Origin of the sequence: Kitasatospora sp. NPDC004723 (assembly GCF_040609255.1) — a bacterium.
Classification (GTDB): Bacteria; Actinomycetota; Actinomycetes; order Streptomycetales; family Streptomycetaceae; genus Kitasatospora.
The window spans coordinates 1-16,027 of record NZ_JBEXJT010000043.1; the positions used below are offsets into that span (position 1 = coordinate 1).

The window sequence follows — 16,027 nt, forward strand, 5'->3', positions numbered from 1 at the left end:
TGGCACGCTGTTGAGTTCTCAAGGAACGGACGCTTCCTTCAGGCGGCTTTCACACCGGCCCTCCGGGCGCTTCGTTCTTTCGTGTTTCCAGCTTATCAGATGTTTTCCGCTCCGTTTTCCGGAGTTTCATTCATCCGATTTGCTTTGGCCTTTCGGCGCTCCCGAACTCTATCAGAGTTTCTCGGGCCGTTTTCCCGCTCCGTTCTCGAATTTCGTTCGAGAACTTCGACTGGGGGCCGTCCCGTGGGGCAACCCGGAGAACATTACGCACCGGGTTGCCCCACGTCAAATCACGCCGGGGAGGCTCAGACCTCGACGACGACCGGGAGGATCATCGGGCGGCGGCGGTAGTTGTCGGCCACCCACTTGCCGATGGTCCGGCGGACGAGCTGCTGGACCTGGCGGATCTCCAGGACGCCGTCGCCCGCCGAGCGGTCGAGCGCCTCCTGCAGCCGGGCCGCGACCGGGACGAACGCGGCGTCGTCGATGCCGGAGCCGCGGGCCTGGATGCTCGGGCCGCCGACGATCTTGCCGTTGGCGGAGTCGACCACCACGAAGCAGGAGATGAAGCCCTCCTCGCCGAGGATCTTGCGGTCCTTGAGCGAGGCCTCGGTGATGTCGCCGACCGAGGAGCCGTCGACGTAGACGTAGCCGGCCTGTACCTTGCCGGCGATGCGGGCGACGCCGCCCTCCAGGTCGACGCAGACGCCGTCCTCCGCGATGACCACGCGGTTGCGCGGGACACCGGTGGCGATGCCGAGGTCGGCAGCGGCCCGCAGGTGACGCCACTCGCCGTGCACCGGCATGAGGTTGCGCGGCTTGCAGATGTTGAAGAAGTACAGCAGCTCGCCGGCCGAGGCGTGGCCGGAGACGTGCACCTTGGCGTTGCCCTTGTGCACGACCTTGGCGCCCCAGCGGGTCAGGCCGTTGATGACCCGGTACACGGCGTTCTCGTTGCCCGGGATGAGCGAGGACGCCAGGACGACGGTGTCGCCCTCGACGATGCGGATCTGGTGGTCGCGGTTGGCCATCCGGGACAGCGCGGCCATCGGCTCGCCCTGCGAGCCGGTACAGATCAGCACGACCTCCTTGTCCGGCAGGTCGTCCAGCTGCTTGACGTCGACGACCATGTTGCCGGGGACCTTCAGGTACCCGAGGTCGCGGGCGATGCCCATGTTGCGCACCATCGAGCGGCCGACGAAGGCGACCTTGCGCTTGTACTCGTGCGCGGCGTCCAGCACCTGCTGGATGCGGTGCACGTGGCTGGCGAACGAGGCGACGATGATGCGCTTGTCGGCGTTCGCGAAAACGTTTCGCAGCGCGGCCGAGATGTCCCGCTCGTGCGGGATGAAACCGGGGACCTCGGCGTTGGTGGAGTCCACCAGCAGCAGGTCCATGCCCTCCTCCGCCAGCTTGGCGAAGGTCGGCAGGTCGGTGAGGCGGCCGTCGAGCGGCAGCTGGTCCATCTTGAAGTCACCGGTGGCGACGACCATGCCGGCGGGCGTGCGCACGGCGACGGCCAGCGCGTCCGGGATGGAGTGGTTGACCGCGATGAACTGGCAGTCGAAGGGGCCGATCCGCTCGCGGTCGCCCTCGGCGACCTCCAGCACGTACGGGCGGATGCGGTGCTCGGCGAGCTTGGCCTCGATCAGCGCGAGGGTGAGCTTGGACCCGATCAGCGGGATGTCCGGGTTCTCCCGGAGCAGGTACGGCACGGCGCCGATGTGGTCCTCGTGGCCGTGCGTGAGGACGATGCCGTCGACCTTGTCGAGGCGGTCCCGGATGTAGCTGAAGTCCGGGAGGATCAGATCGACGCCGGGCTGCTCGTCCTCGGGGAAGAGGACGCCGCAGTCGACGATGAGAATGCGGTCCCCGTACTCGAAGACCGTCATGTTGCGGCCGATCTCGCCGAGACCGCCGAGCGGGGTGATGCGCAGGGCGCCCGCCTTGAGGGCCGGCGGTGCGCCGAGTTCGGGATGCGGGTGACTCAAAAGACTCTCCTCACGACGCACGCCATATGTCCGGGGTCCTCCCCCGCGAGACATATGGCGTGCGTTCTCAGTGTCGTTTTCCTACCGGGTCTGTGCTCTCGCGCCTGCGGTCCGGTTCAGCGGCGGGCCCGTGAGGGCCCGGCGAGCCGGGGCGCGCACGTCTGTGTCTGTTAGAGGTCTACCCCGCCGTCGGCGAGATCCTTCTTCAGTTGGGCGATCTCCTCGGGAGTCGCACCGACCAGGGGCAGCCGCAGCGGGCCGGCGGGCAGGCCCTGGAGGTCCAGCGCGGCCTTGGCGAGGATGACGCCCTGGGTGCGGAAGATACCGGTGAACACCGGCAGCAGGCGCTGGTGGACGGCCGTGGCCTTGGCCACATCGCCGGCCAGGTAGGCCTCGACCATGGACCGCAGCTCCCCGGCGACCACATGACCGACCACGCTGACGACGCCGACGGCTCCGACCGACAGCAGCGGCAGGTTGAGGACGTCGTCGCCGGAGTACCAGGCGAGGTCGGAACGGGCGATGGCCCAGGAGGCGGCGCCGAGGTCGCCCTTGGCGTCCTTGTTGGCGACGATCCGCGGGTGCTCGCCGAGCCTGACCAGCGTCTCGTGGCTCAGCGCGACGCCGCTGCGGCCGGGGATGTCGTACAGCATGACCGGGAGCCCGGTGGCATCGGCGATCTCCACGGTGTGCCGGTACAGGCCCTCCTGCGGGGGCTTGCTGTAGTACGGCGTGACCACCAGCAGGCCGTGCGCGCCGGCCGCCTCGGCCTGACGGGCCAGCTCGACGCTGTGGCGGGTGTCGTTGGTGCCGACGCCGGCCACCACATGGGCCCGGTCCCCGACGGCCTCCACCACGGCGCGGACGAGCTGGGCCTTCTCGGCGTCGCTGGTGGTCGGGGACTCCCCGGTGGTGCCGTTGACGACGAGGCCGTCGTTGCCGGAGTCGACGAGGTGCGCGGCGAGGCGCTGGGCGCCGTCGAGGTCGAGGCCGCCGTCGGCGGTGAAGGGTGTCACCATCGCGGTCAGGACCCGCCCGAAGGGCGTCTGGGGAGTGGAGGTCGGAGCCATGCGTCCAAAACTACTCGTAGGCGGTGGGTCGGCACCCGGGCCGGTCCACGGTTCGGACGGCCACGGCGGCGAACCGGCGGCGAACAGCGGGGACATGGGATTCCGGTGCTGCGTGCTCGGGGGTTCAAGCAGCACCGGAATCCGTGTTCACGAGCGTAGGGAGCGGTCAGAAATGCCGCAATCCAGACATGCCAGACACTCTCCCCGGATGCCCGTCGCCGCAGGTCAGGGGGCGACCCGGCCGTGCTTCTCGAAGGCCGCATGGGTGAGCGGCATGAGCGCGGCCCACTGCTCCTCCATCCGCTCGGCGACCATCTCGATCTCGCGCTGCGGGAACGACGGCACGGCCGAGTTCTCCCGCTTGGTGCGCAACGACAGGAAGTGCATCAGCGAGCGGGCGTTGCAGGTCGCGTACATCGAGGAGTAGAGCCCGACCGGCAGCACGGCGCGGGCCACCTCACGGGCCACGCCGGCCTCCAGCATCTCCTGGTAGCGCCCGTACGCCTCACGGTAGGCGGTCTCCATCGAGGAGGTGACGGTGCTGTGCTGCTCGGGGGTGCCCTCGACGAACTCGTAGCGGCCCGGGCGGCCCTGCTGGACGAGCTTGCGCTCCTCGCCCGGCACGTAGAAGACCGGCTGCAGCTCGCGGTAGCGGCCGGACTCCTCGTTGTAGGACCAGCCGCTGCGGTGGCGGTGGAACTCGCGGAAGACGAAGATCGGCGCGCTGATGAAGAAGGTCATCGAGTTGTGCTCGAACGGCGTGCCGTGCCGGTCCCGCATCAGGAAGTTGATCAGGCCCTTGGACTTCTCCGGGTCCTCCTGGAGCGCCTCCAGGGACTGCTCCCCCGCCGTCGAGACCCGGGCGGCCCAGATGACGTCCGAATCGGCGGCGGAGCTGCGGACCAGCTCCGCGGTGACGTCGCTGCGGAACTGGGGGGCCGTGGTGTCGTCGCTCACGCGTTGCTCCTCGCAGGCTTGCTGATGGTGGTGCCGTTGGTGCCGGCGGTGTCGGCACCGGTGGTGCGGTGCAGCCGGATCGCGTGCTGCATGGTCTTGCGGGCGCGCGGCACGTCGCCGGCGTCGGCGTAGGCGACCGCCAGGCGGAAGAAGACCCGCCAGTCGCCGGGGGCGGCCTCGGCCTCGGCCTTGCGCCGGGCGAACACGGCGTCGGCCGAGTCGCGGTCGATCCTCCCGCCGTCGGTGCGCTTCAGCTCGTCGACCGGCAGGCCGCCCTCGGCCTCCAGCTCACGGGCGAGCCGCTCGCTGTCCCGGCCGAAGCGGACCGTCTGACGCAGGAACCAGAGGCCGATGACCGGGATGACGAAGGCGCACAGGCCCAGGCCGATGCCGAGCGGCTTGCCGGTGGCGATGAGCTGGACGCCCTCGCCGACGCAGATCAGCGCGACCAGCGCCAGGACGCCGGAGAGGACGAAGAAACCGGTACGGGAGGTCATGCCGGGCTCACAGGTCCAGGAAGTGCTCGAGGCCCAGGGTGAGCCCGGGCGTCTCCACGACCTTGCGCACGCCCAGCAGGATGCCCGGCATGAAGCTGCTGTGGTGCAGCGAGTCGTGCCGGATGGTGAGGGTCTCACCGGTGTCGCCGAACATCACCTGCTGGTGGGCGAGCAGGCCGCGCAGCCGCACCGAGTGCACCGGCACCCCGTCGACGTCGGCGCCGCGGGCGCCCGGCAGGGCGTGCGTGGTCGGGTCCTGCTGCGGCGGACGGCCGGCCTCCGCGCGGGCGGCGGCGATCAGCTGGGCGGTGCGGGTGGCGGTGCCGCTGGGGGCGTCCGCCTTGCGGTCGTGGTGCAGCTCGACGACCTCGACCGACTCGAAGTACCGGGCGGCGATCTGCGAGAACCTCATGCCGAGGATCGCGCCGATGGAGAAGTTCGGCGCGATCAGCAGGCCGAGCTCCGGTGCCTCGTCGAGCCAGCCGCGCACGGTGGCCAGCCGCTCGTCGGTCCAGCCGGTGGTGCCGGTGACCACGTGGATGCCGTGGTGCAGGCAGTAGTCGAGGTTGCCCATCACCGCGTCGGGGTGGGTCAGCTCGACGACGGCCTGCACCCCGGCCTCGGTCAGCTCGGAGAGCTTCGACTCGCGCCCCAGGGCGGCGACCAGCTCCAGGTCCGGGGCGGCCTCGACGGCCTTGACGGCCTCGGAGCCGATCCGGCCCCGGGCGCCGATCACGGCGACACGCAGCGTCATGGTGAGAAGTCCCTTCAGGCCAGCAGGTCGGCGAGCTTCGCGGCCCGGTTGTCGGTGATCGGACCGATCAGCGCCAGCGACGGCCGGTAGGCACCCAGCACATCACGGGCGACCTCGTGCACGTCGTCCAGGGTCACCGCCGCTATCCGCTCCAGCATGTCGTCGACCGACAGGTGGTGGCCGTAGCTGAGCTCGGCCTTGCCGATGCGGTTCATCAGCGAGCCGGTGTCCTCCATGCCGAGCACGGTGGAACCGGAGATCTGGCCGATCGCGCGCTGCAGCTCCTCCTCGGTGATGCCCTCGGCGACCACCTTGGCGAGCTCCTCGTGGCAGATCCGCAGCACCTCCTCGACCCGCTTGGGCTGGCAGCCGGCGTAGATGCCGAACAGGCCGCTGTCCGCGTACGAGGAGGAGTAGGAGTACACCGAGTACGCCAGGCCGCGCTTCTCCCGGACCTCCTGGAACAGCCGCGAGCTCATGCCGCCGCCGAGGGCCGCGTTGAGCACGCCCATCGCCCAGCGGCGCTCGTCGTGCCGGGGCACGCCGGGCACGCCCAGCACCAGGTGGGCCTGCTCGGTGGCCCGGTTGAGCACCTCGACCCGGCCCGCGGTGCGCAGCGCCTTGATGCCGCGGCGGGGCTCGGCGGGGACGGCCTCGGACTTGGCGAGCAGCGGCGCGAAGGCCTGCTCGACCTGCCGGACGACCTTGCGGTGGTCCAGGTTGCCGGCCGCGGCGACGACCAGGTGCTCGGGCTTGTAGCGGCGGTGGAAGAAGTTGGCGATCTGGTCGCGGGTGAGCGAGCGGATCGTCTCCTGGGTGCCGAGGATCGGCCGGCCGAGCGGGCCGCTGCCGAAGATCACCTTGGCGAAGAGGTCGTGGACGACGTCACCCGGGTCGTCCTCGGCCATCGCCATCTCCTCCAGGATGACGCCGCGCTCGGCCTCGACGTCCTCGGGGCGGATCAGCGAGCCGGTGAGCATGTCGCAGACCACGTCGATGGCCAGCGGCAGGTCGGTGTCGAGCACCCGCGCGTAGTAGCAGGTGTTCTCCTTCGCGGTGAAGGCGTTCATCTCGCCGCCGACGGCGTCCAGGGCGGCCGAGATGTCCAGCGCGCTGCGCCGCTCGGTGCCCTTGAAGAGCAGGTGCTCCAGGTAGTGGGTGGCGCCGTTGAGCTGCGGCGTCTCGTCCCGCGAGCCGACACCGACCCAGATGCCGAAGGTCGCGGAGCGCACCGTCGGCAGGGTCTCGGTGACGACGCGCAGGCCGCCGGGGAGGACGGTGCGGCGCACGGTTCCGGCGCCGTCGGCGCCCTTGAGCAGGGTCCGGGTCGTGCCGGGGCGCTGCTTCGCCGCCGAGGCCTGGGCCACGGGGGTACCTCCGTAGAAAGCATCCGTCGAGGAGCGTGGGGGGACAACAGGGTGCGGCCCGCACGCCGCTGGGGGCGTGCGGGCCGCGGGGTTCAGCTAGCGGCGCTTCACTCGGAAGCGGCCTCGGCGTTCTCCTCGCCCTCGATGACCGGGATCAGCGAGAGCTTGCCGCGCGGGTCGATCTCGGCGATCTCGACCTGCACCTTGGCGCCGACGCCGAGGACGTCCTCGACGTTCTCGACGCGCTTGCCGCCGGCGAGCTTGCGGATCTGCGAGATGTGCAGCAGACCGTCCTTGCCCGGCATGAGCGAGACGAAGGCGCCGAAGGTCGTGGTCTTGACCACGGTGCCCAGGTAGCGCTCGCCGACCTCCGGCATGGTCGGGTTGGCGATCTGGTTGATCGTGGTGCGGGCGGCCTCGGCGGCCGGGCCGTCGGCGGCACCGATGTAGATGGTGCCGTCGTCCTCGATCGTGATCTCGGCGCCGGTGTCCTCCTGGATCTGGTTGATCATCTTGCCCTTGGGGCCGATGACCTCGCCGATCTTGTCCACCGGGATCTTGATGGTGATGATGCGCGGCGCGTTCGGGGACATCTCGTCCGGGGAGTCGATGGCCTCGTTCATCACGTCGAGGATGTGCAGGCGGGCGTCGCGGGCCTGCTTCAGCGCGGCGGCGAGCACCGACGCCGGGATGCCGTTGAGCTTGGTGTCCAGCTGCAGGGCGGTGATGAAGTTGCGGGTACCGGCGACCTTGAAGTCCATGTCGCCGTACGCGTCCTCGGCACCGAGGATGTCGGTGAGGGTCACGAAGTGGGTCTCACCGTCGATCTCCTGGGAGATCAGGCCCATCGCGATGCCGGCGACGGCGGCCTTCAGCGGCACACCGGCGTTCAGCAGCGACATGGTGGAGGCGCAGACCGAGCCCATCGAGGTGGAGCCGTTGGAGCCCAGCGCCTCGGAGACCTGGCGGATGGCGTACGGGAACTCCTCGCGGGTCGGCAGGACCGGGAGGATGGCCCGCTCGGCCAGCGCGCCGTGGCCGATCTCGCGGCGCTTCGGCGAACCGACGCGGCCGGTCTCGCCGACCGAGTACGGCGGGAAGTTGTAGTTGTGCATGTAGCGGCGGCGGGTCTCCGGGGAGAGCGTGTCCAGCTGCTGCTCCATGCGGAGCATGTTCAGCGTGGTGACACCCAGGATCTGGGTCTCGCCGCGCTCGAACAGGGCCGAGCCGTGCACCCGCGGGATGGCCTCGACCTCGGCGGCCAGGGTGCGGATGTCGGTGACGCCGCGGCCGTCGATGCGGACCTTGTCCTTGATGACGCGCTCGCGGACGATCTTCTTGGTCAGCGCGTTGTAGGCGGCGCTGATCTCCTTCTCGCGGCCCTCGAACTCGGGCAGCAGCTTCTCGGCGGCCAGCGCCTTGACGCGGTCCAGCTCGTTGTTGCGCTCCTGCTTGCCCGCGATGGTGAGGGCCTGGGCCAGCTCGTCCTTGACGGCGGCGGTCAGCGCGGCCAGCACGTCGTCCTGGTAGTCCAGGAAGACCGGGAACTCGCCGGTCGGCTTGGCGGCCTGGGCGGCCAGCTGGGCCTGGGCGGCGCACAGCACCTTGATGAACGGCTTGGCGGCCTCGAGGCCGGCCGCGACGACCTCCTCGGTCGGCGCGTCGGCGCCGCCCTCGACCAGCTTGATGGTCTTGTCGGTGGCCTCGGCCTCGACCATCATGATCGCGACGTCGCCGTCCGGCAGGACGCGACCGGCGACGACCATGTCGAAGACGGCCGACTCCAGCTCGCTGTGGGTCGGGAACGCGACCCACTGGCCGTTGATCAGGGCGACGCGCACGCCACCGATGGGGCCGGAGAACGGCAGGCCCGCCAGCTGGGTGGAGGCGGAGGCGGCGTTGATGGCCACCACGTCGTACAGGTGGTCCGGGTTCAGCGCCATCACGGTGACGACGACCTGGATCTCGTTGCGCAGGCCCTTGACGAAGGACGGGCGCAGCGGGCGGTCGATCAGGCGGCAGGTGAGGATCGCGTCCTCGGAGGGCCGGCCCTCGCGACGGAAGAACGAGCCGGGGATGCGGCCGGCGGCGTACATCCGCTCCTCGACGTCCACGGTCAGCGGGAAGAAGTCGAAGTGCTCCTTCGGCTGCTTGGACGCGCTGGTGGCCGACAGCACCATGGTGTCGTCGTCCAGGTAGGCGACGGCCGAGCCGGCGGCCTGACGGGCCAGGCGGCCGGTCTCGAAGCGGATGGTGCGGGTGCCGAAGGAGCCGTTGTCGATCACGGCCTCGGCGTAGAACACGTTCTCTTCCACCTGGAAGATCTCCTCTTTCGTACGTCTCCGGGAGAGCGTCCCCGCGCATCGCCTGCGTGTTGACCCTGAACGGTCGGGCCGGTCTTCGATCGAAGCCTCCGGTGCACCCCGCTTCGGTCTGCGGGGCCTCCGGCGGCCACTACCGAGGACCGGCGCCTCTCGGCCGGCCGGGTCCGGACGGGCGGTTCGCGTCTGGACGCTCTCTCGGATGCGGGCGGCTTCCGTTTGAAGCCTTCGTCCCGCGGGGGGTTGGGTTCTGCTGCCCGAGTGGCGCGCTTGCGGCGCCATCACCCGGCATGCCCACAACCCTACGGTGCAATCCTCGGCCACCTGGGGAGGTGCGCGCGAGTTGTTATGCCCGGTTGTTGTGTTCGGGCGCCCCGGTCGGACGGCCGCGGCATACGCGCGAGGGGCGGCTCCCCGGTGTGGGGAGCCGCCCCGTGCGGCGTTCTCAGCGGGCGCCGCCGGCGGCACCGCGGCGGATGCCCAGGCGGTCGACGAGCGTACGGAAGCGCTCGATGTCCTTCTTGGCCAGGTACTGCAGCAGGCGGCGGCGCTGGCCGACCAGGATCAGCAGGCCACGACGCGAGTGGTGGTCGTGCTTGTGGGACTTGAGGTGCTCGGTCAGGTCCGAGATGCGGCGGGAGAGCATGGCGACCTGGACCTCGGGGGAGCCGGTGTCGCCCTCCTTCTGGCCGAACTCGGCGATGATCTGCTTCTTGACGTCAGAGGCGAGAGCCACTGCAACTCCTTACGAGGTGATACCGAGCGGTCCTGGTCTACGGCACAGGACTCTGGGAGAACTCGGTGTCGTGACGGGCGCGGCCGCCGGTCGTCGTCCCACCCGGGGACGGACACACGGCTGCGCTCGGAGGCCAAGCGTACCAGTGCCGCCGACACGGGTGGCCGGCGGCCCCGGCGCGCGGTCAGCCGGTGGCGCCGCGGACCAGCCGGTAGACGTCGAGGACCGCCAGGACCAGCGGGACCAGCGACATCAGGGTGAGGCTGTCGACCAGGTCCAGGATGCGCCCCCAGAACGGGGAGACGCCGAGCCGGGGCACCACCAGGGCGATCGCGGTGAGCACCGCGGCGCCGAAGGCGATCGAGGCGGTCAGCCAGACGGTGCGCAGGTCGGCGCCGGTGGAGCCGATGCCGGCCCGCAGCACGAACTGCGGGGTGTGCAGGGAGAGACCGACGATCAGCAGCGACAGTCCGAGCAGGCCGGCGATGCTGAGGCTGAAGACCTGGGCGCTGTAGCGGAACAGCCGGGCGCGCAGCATGGTGGCGAGGCCGAAGAGGAGGGCGAGCAGCTCGGGGAACGTCTCGTCGGTGAAGCCCAGCACCGCACAGGCGCCGACGATCACCGCGGCGCAGCCGCCGACCAGGCCGACCAGCACCTCGTGGCCGCGGCGGGCCTGGTGGGCGATCCGCTCGTACTGGACGAGTTCGGCGCGGACGGCCTCCTCGTCGTGGTCGCGGCCGCGGGCGCGGGTCTGGCCGGGGGCGCTGTAGCCGACGGGCAGCCGGGCGAAGCGGGCGGACAGGCCGGGCAGGAAGCCGATCGCGGCGACGGCGGCGACGCCGGTGACGGCGGCGATGTGGTTGGCCGGGGTGCCCGGCAGCAGGACGGCGGCGAAGGTGGCGAGCGCGCCGGCCGCGGCCAGGAAGGCGGCGGCGACGAACAGCGAGTCCCGCTCGGGCAGCAGGCCGACCAGCAGGACGGCGACCACCAGCACGGCGACGCAGCCGGTGAGGAACTGCAGCCGGCCGGGTCCGGCCAGCGGGCCGCCGGTGGGCGCGAGGACGCCGCTGCCGGCGATCAGGGCGTGCGGCAGGGCGCCGAGGCCGAGCGCGAGGCCGGCCCAGGCGTCCCGGTAGACCCGGGCGCGGACGCCGGCGAAGGCGGTGAGCACGACGGCGACGACGCCGGAGAGCACGCCGGGCAGGCCGTGCATGTCGTGGCGCAGGTCGGCGAACCAGAGGGCGAAGCCGAGCAGGGTGAGCAGCACGCCGGTGCCGATGAGGCCGAAGGCGCGCATCAGCTCGGGGCTCCAGAACCGGCGGTCGCTCTCGCCGGCGGTGGCGATCGCGTCGGCGACGTCGTCGTAGACCGCGGGCGGCAGCGACTCGGCGAACGGGCGCAGGCTGAGCAGGTCGCCGTCGCGCACCTGCTGGGCGCCCAGCGAGCGGCTGCCGTCGAGCACCGTGCCGTCGCGGCGGACCAGGTGGAACCCGGTGGGGACGCCGTCGGGCTGGGTCTGGCCGGAGAGCCGCAGCACCTCGGGGTAGACGTCCGCGAGCGGGACGTCCTCGGGCAGGGCGACGTCGATCCGGCTGTCCGGCGCGACGACGGTGACCCGGCAGAAGCCGGTGGTGGCGGGCGTCGTCATGCCCGCACCTCGTTCGCTCGACGCACTGGGCGCTCCCCCTTGGTGACGGTGCCGCGGCACCGGCGGCTGGTCGGTCCGGCCGACCCGCGGGCACCGGCCGGGCGGAACCGGCCCGGCGGGGCCACGAGTTGGCGCGGCGTTACCCTACCCGCTCGGTTCGTGTCCGGCCCCGTGGAGGGCGGGCGGCCGGGGCGGGCCCGGGCCCCAGTAGGATCGGCCCCTGCGCAAGGCGGCGGGGGCGGCGCGCGCCTCCCCGGGTGCCTGCGGCCGGCGGAGCGGGGGCGGCGTCACACGGGGCGTCCTCACCCGTACGTATCCAGTGGCGTGAGGGCTGATGCCGTGGTGATCGAGCGAAGCGTTCGTGGTCGGGGGGTGGAGCGCGCATGGGCGTGATCACCGTCAAGCGGCCTCCCCGGGCCTACCCGCCCGCGGTGCCGGACGAGCCGGTGGAGCTGGTCGCCCCGCCCGAACTGCCCAGGTCGGGCGGCGAGGACTGGGTGATGAGCATCCTGCCGATGCTCGGCATGGGCGGGTCGGCGGTGTTCTTCTTCTCCCCGGGCGCCCAGGCCCCGATGAAGATCATGGGCGGCCTGATGATCGTCTCGACGGTCGGCATGGCGCTCGCCCAGATCGTCCGGGCCCGCAAGGGCGGCTCCTCGGCCACCGCGGACGAGCGGCGCGACTACCTCAAGTACCTGCAGCAGATGCGCCGCCAGGTACGCCGGACCGCCGAGCGCCAGCGCGGCGCGCAGCTGTTCCTGAACCCCGAGCCGGACCAGCTCTGGTCGATCGTCGCCGACGGCCGACGGCTGTGGGAGCGGCGGGCCGGGGACGCCGACTTCGCGCAGATCCGGGTCGGCCGCGGGCCGGTGCAGCTGTCCACCCCGCTGGTGGCGCCGCAGACCGCGCCGATGGACGAGCTGGAACCGCTGTCGGCCGCCGCGATGCAGACCTTCCTGAACGCCCACGGCACCCTGCAGGACCTGCCGTTGGCGATCTCGCTGCGCGCCTTCTACCACATCACGGTCTGCGGCGACCCGGACACCGTCTACGGCAACGTCCGGGCGATGGTCGCCCAGCTGACCACCCTGCACTCGCCGGACGACCTGCTGGTGACGGTGGCGGCCGCGCCCGGCGCGGTGGACGAGTGGGAGTGGACCAAGTGGCTCCCGCACAACCAGCACCGCAAGGAGAGCGACGGCGCCGGTTCGCGCCGGCTGATCGCCACCGGCCTCGGCGAGCTGGAGCTGCTGCTCCAGGACGAACTGGCCGGCCGTCAGCGGTTCGTCCGGGACGCCTCGCCGGCGCCCGACCAGCCGCACATCGTGGTCGTGATGGACGGCGCGTCGGTGCCGCACGACTCACTGCTGGCGGGCGCCGAGGGCGTGCACGGGGTGACCATCGTCGAGGTGGTCCCGGGCGACCTCGACGAGCCGACCGGGCACCTGGTCATCACCGTCTCGCCGGACGAGCTGGTGCTGCGCTCGGCCTCCGGCGCCACCTACTCCGGCGCCCCGGACACCCTCACCGCCTGGCAGTCCGAGGCGCTGGCCCGCCAGCTGGCGCCGTACCGGGCCTCGGCCGGCGGCGACGACGAACCGCTGCTGTCCAACCTGGACTTCACCGACCTGATGAACTCCGGCGACCCGGGCTCCTTCGACGTCGCCCGCAGCTGGCGGCAGCGGGCGCAGCACGAGCGGCTGCGGGTGCCGATCGGCGTCGGGGCCGGCGGCGAGCACGTGTACCTGGACATCAAGGAGGCCGCGCTGGAGGGCATGGGCCCGCACGGCCTGTGCGTCGGCGCGACCGGCTCCGGCAAGTCCGAGCTGCTGCGCACCCTGGTACTGGGGCTGGCGATGACGCACTCCTCGGAGACGCTGAACTTCGTGCTCGCCGACTTCAAGGGCGGCGCGACCTTCGCGGGCATGGCGGACATGCCGCACACCTCCGCGGTGATCACCAACCTGGAGGGCCAGCTGACCCTGGTGGACCGCATGCGGGACGCCATCGAGGGCGAGCTCAACCGGCGCCAGGAGCTGCTGCACCGGGCCGGCAACTACGCCAACATCCACGAGTACGAGCGGGCCCGGGCGGCCGGTGCGGCGCTGGACCCGCTGCCGTCGCTGGTACTGATCATCGACGAGTTCTCCGAACTCCTCACCGCCAAGCCCGACTTCATCGACATGTTCATCCAGATCGGCCGGATCGGGCGGTCCCTCGGGGTGCACCTGCTGCTGGCCTCGCAGCGTCTGGAGGAGGGCAAGCTGCGCGGTCTGGACACCTATCTCTCCTACCGGATCGGCCTGCGCACCTTCTCGGCGGCCGAGTCGCGGGCGGCGATCGGCGTCCCGGACGCGTACCACCTGCCGCCGGTGCCGGGCGTCGGCTACCTGAAGTTCGGCACCGATGTGATGGAGCGGTTCAAGGCCGCGTACGTCTCCGGGCCGTACCGGGCGCCGGGCCAGCAGCGGTCGACCGGCGGCCGGCTGGTGAGCGCGCGGCCGGTGCGGTTCACCGCGGCCGAGGTGCCGGTGACCGAACCGCTGGTGCAGGAGGTCGAGCCGCTCGTCGAGGAGCCGGACGACGCCCTGATGGACACCGTGCTGGACGTCTTCGTGCAGCGGATGGCGGGCCAGGGCCCGGCGGCGCACCAGGTGTGGCTGCCGCCGCTGGACGCCCCGCCGAGCGTGGACCAGCTGCTGCCGCCGCTGCAGGCGACCCCCGAGCGCGGGCTGACCGCGCCGCAGTACGGGGCGCTGGGCCGACTGCGGGTACCGGTCGGCATCGTCGACAAGCCGCGCGACCAGCGGCGCGACATCCTCGACCACGACTACTCGGGGGCGGCCGGCCACGGTCTGGTGGTCGGTGGTCCGCGGTCCGGCAAGTCGACGGTGATCCGCACCACGGTGGCCTCGTTCGCGCTCACCCACACCCCGCTGGAGGTGCAGTTCTACCTGCTGGACTTCGGCGGCGGCGGCTTCCAGTCGCTCCAGGAGCTGCCGCAGGTCGGCGGGGTGGCCGGGCGGCTGGATGCCGAGAAGGTGCGCCGGATGGTCTCCGAGGTGCACGGCGTGCTGAACCGGCGCGAGGAGCTCTTCCGGGCCACCGGGATCGACTCGATCGGCACCTACCGGTCCCGCCGGGCCTCCGGCGCGCTGCCGGAGGAGCAGTTCGGCGACGTCTTCCTGGTGATCGACGGCTGGAACACCTTCAAGCAGGAGTTCGAGCCGCTGGAGCCGGTGATCGGCGACATCGCCCAGCGCGGTCTGGGCTACGGCGTCCACCTGATCGTCACCGCGGCCCGGTACGCGGAGGTCCGCCCGGCGCTCAAGGACCTGCTGCAGAACCGGACCGAGCTGAAGCTCGGCGACTCCATGGAGTCCGAGGTGGACCGCCGGGTGGCGCAGAACGTGCCGGCCGTGCCGGGGCGCGGCGTCACCGCGGACCGGCTGCACTTCCTCACCGGTCTGCCGCGGCTGGACGGCTCCGGCTCGGTGGAGGACCTGCCGAACGGCGTGGCCGGGCTGGTCTCGGCGGTCACCGGGGCCTGGACGGGCCCGCGCGCGCCGCAGGTGCGGATGCTGCCGGCGGTACTGGACGGGCACTCGCTGCCGAAGGGCTTCGAGCACCCGGAGCGGGGCGTCGCGTTCGGCGTGGACGAGGCGGAGCTGGCGCCGGCCTTCGTCAACTTCGAGACCGACCCGCTGTTCATCGTGTTCGGCGACACCGAGTCCGGGAAGTCCGCGCTGCTGCGGATGCTGGTCAAGCAGATCACCGAGCGGTACACCCCGGACCGGGCCGGCATCGTGGTCGGCGACTACCGGCGCGCGCTGCTGGGCGTCGTCCCGCCGGAGTACCTGGTGGAGTACGCGGCCGCGCAGCCGGCCATGTCGAGCGTGGTGGAGATGCTGCGCGGGGCCTGCGCGCGCCGGCTGCCCGGTCCGGACGTCACCGCCGAGCAGCTGCGCAACCGCAGCTGGTACAGCGGCAAGGACATGTTCGTGGTCGTCGACGACTACGAACTGGTGGCGACCTCCTCGGGCAATCCGCTGGCGGCGCTCGCGGAGTTCCTGCCGTTCGCGCGGGACATCGGCCTGCGGGTGATCGTGGCGCGCAGCGCGGGCGGTGCCGGGCGTTCGCTGTACGAGCCGTTCATGCAGCGGATGCGCGAGCTGGGCGGCCAGGGCGTGATGCTGTCCGGCAACCGGGACGAGGGCCCGCTGCTGGGCACCGTCAAGCCGCAGGCGCTGCCGCCGGGCCGGGGCGTGTACGTCTCGCGCCGGATGACCGGCGGGCAGATGGTGCAGACGGGCTGGCTGTCGGCGCCGTAGCCGCCGGTTCCGGTCACGGAGCGTGTTCGAAGGGGTCGGGTCCTCGGATCCGGCCCCTTCCGCCGTCCCGGGTGTCGAAACGTTACCTAGATCTTTCCGCCGGAGAGCTGCGGTTCCCGTACCCGGCCCGGGGCTCGGCGGGCGCCGCAGGGGCTTCCGGACGACCTGCCTCCACATCCGGGCAGTGCCTTTGAATGGGCGCATGCAACACGGCGTTCACCTTGGATTCAAGTGCGATGTAGCGAAAGTAACAAGTCGGACATGCATAGTGATGACGCTTAGTGATCATCAGATCGCATGTTTATGCACTCCTTGACGACGGATTCCGAAGCGATTCCGCCATTGACTCGATCAA

10 protein-coding genes are annotated in these 16,027 nt (G+C 71.4%); 1 reads left to right on the forward strand and 9 read right to left on the reverse strand.

Translation table 11 applies throughout. The features are described from left to right. Nucleotides 1–305: 305 nt before the first annotated feature. From ABZW10_RS30175 to eccD, 9 genes are all read right to left on the reverse strand, one after another. A complete protein-coding gene (locus tag ABZW10_RS30175) occupies nucleotides 306–1,991 on the reverse strand; it encodes a ribonuclease J (RefSeq protein WP_355372070.1) in 1,686 nt (561 codons plus the stop codon). Nucleotides 1,992–2,161: 170 nt separating this feature from the next. Beyond that, a complete protein-coding gene (dapA, locus tag ABZW10_RS30180) occupies nucleotides 2,162–3,061 on the reverse strand; it encodes a 4-hydroxy-tetrahydrodipicolinate synthase (protein WP_355372073.1) in 900 nt (299 codons plus the stop codon). A 225-nt stretch (nucleotides 3,062–3,286) separates the two neighbouring features. Beyond that, nucleotides 3,287–4,018, reverse strand: coding sequence for an FAD-dependent thymidylate synthase (gene thyX, locus ABZW10_RS30185; protein ID WP_355372075.1), 732 nt, complete (start codon nucleotides 4,016–4,018; stop codon nucleotides 3,287–3,289). After that, nucleotides 4,015–4,515, reverse strand: a complete 501-nt coding sequence (locus tag ABZW10_RS30190) for a hypothetical protein (protein ID WP_355372078.1) — start codon at nucleotides 4,513–4,515, stop codon at nucleotides 4,015–4,017. The genes thyX and ABZW10_RS30190 overlap by 4 nt, the downstream gene beginning before the upstream one ends. 7 nt (nucleotides 4,516–4,522) lie before the next feature. Then, nucleotides 4,523–5,269: a 4-hydroxy-tetrahydrodipicolinate reductase gene (gene dapB / locus ABZW10_RS30195; protein WP_355372080.1), complete on the reverse strand. Its 747-nt coding sequence runs from the start codon at nucleotides 5,267–5,269 to the stop codon at nucleotides 4,523–4,525. 14 nt (nucleotides 5,270–5,283) lie between these two features. Continuing rightward, nucleotides 5,284–6,636 carry a pitrilysin family protein gene (locus ABZW10_RS30200; protein WP_355372082.1) on the reverse strand — a complete coding sequence of 451 codons (1,353 nt, stop codon included), beginning with the start codon at nucleotides 6,634–6,636 and terminating at the stop codon, nucleotides 5,284–5,286. A 107-nt stretch (nucleotides 6,637–6,743) separates the two neighbouring features. Continuing rightward, nucleotides 6,744–8,951: a polyribonucleotide nucleotidyltransferase gene (locus ABZW10_RS30205; protein ID WP_355372084.1), complete on the reverse strand. Its 2,208-nt coding sequence runs from the start codon at nucleotides 8,949–8,951 to the stop codon at nucleotides 6,744–6,746. 451 nt (nucleotides 8,952–9,402) lie between these two features. After that, nucleotides 9,403–9,693 (reverse strand): 30S ribosomal protein S15, encoded by a 291-nt coding sequence (gene rpsO / locus ABZW10_RS30210; protein WP_209416808.1) that lies wholly within the window; start codon nucleotides 9,691–9,693, stop codon nucleotides 9,403–9,405. A 184-nt stretch (nucleotides 9,694–9,877) separates the two neighbouring features. Beyond that, nucleotides 9,878–11,341: a type VII secretion integral membrane protein EccD gene (gene eccD, locus ABZW10_RS30215; RefSeq protein ID WP_355372086.1), complete on the reverse strand. Its 1,464-nt coding sequence runs from the start codon at nucleotides 11,339–11,341 to the stop codon at nucleotides 9,878–9,880. Nucleotides 11,342–11,724: 383 nt separating this feature from the next. Between eccD and eccCa the strand changes: the two genes are divergently transcribed. Beyond that, on the forward strand, nucleotides 11,725–15,672 hold the full coding sequence (gene eccCa / locus ABZW10_RS30220; RefSeq protein WP_355372088.1) for a type VII secretion protein EccCa: 3,948 nt from the start codon (nucleotides 11,725–11,727) through the stop codon (nucleotides 15,670–15,672). The last annotated feature ends 355 nt before the right edge of the window (nucleotides 15,673–16,027 follow it).

Bases quoted from the DNA above. Each gene is read 5' to 3' on its own strand.
- eccD (WP_355372086.1), bottom strand. From the start codon at position 11,341: ATGACGACGCCCGCCACCACCGGCTTCTGCCGGGTCACCGTCGTCGCG.
- ABZW10_RS30190 (WP_355372078.1), bottom strand. From the start codon at position 4,515: ATGACCTCCCGTACCGGTTTCTTCGTCCTCTCCGGCGTCCTGGCGCTG.
- eccCa (WP_355372088.1), top strand. From the start codon at position 11,725: ATGGGCGTGATCACCGTCAAGCGGCCTCCCCGGGCCTACCCGCCCGCG.
- dapB (WP_355372080.1), bottom strand. From the start codon at position 5,269: ATGACGCTGCGTGTCGCCGTGATCGGCGCCCGGGGCCGGATCGGCTCC.
- dapA (WP_355372073.1), bottom strand. From the start codon at position 3,061: ATGGCTCCGACCTCCACTCCCCAGACGCCCTTCGGGCGGGTCCTGACC.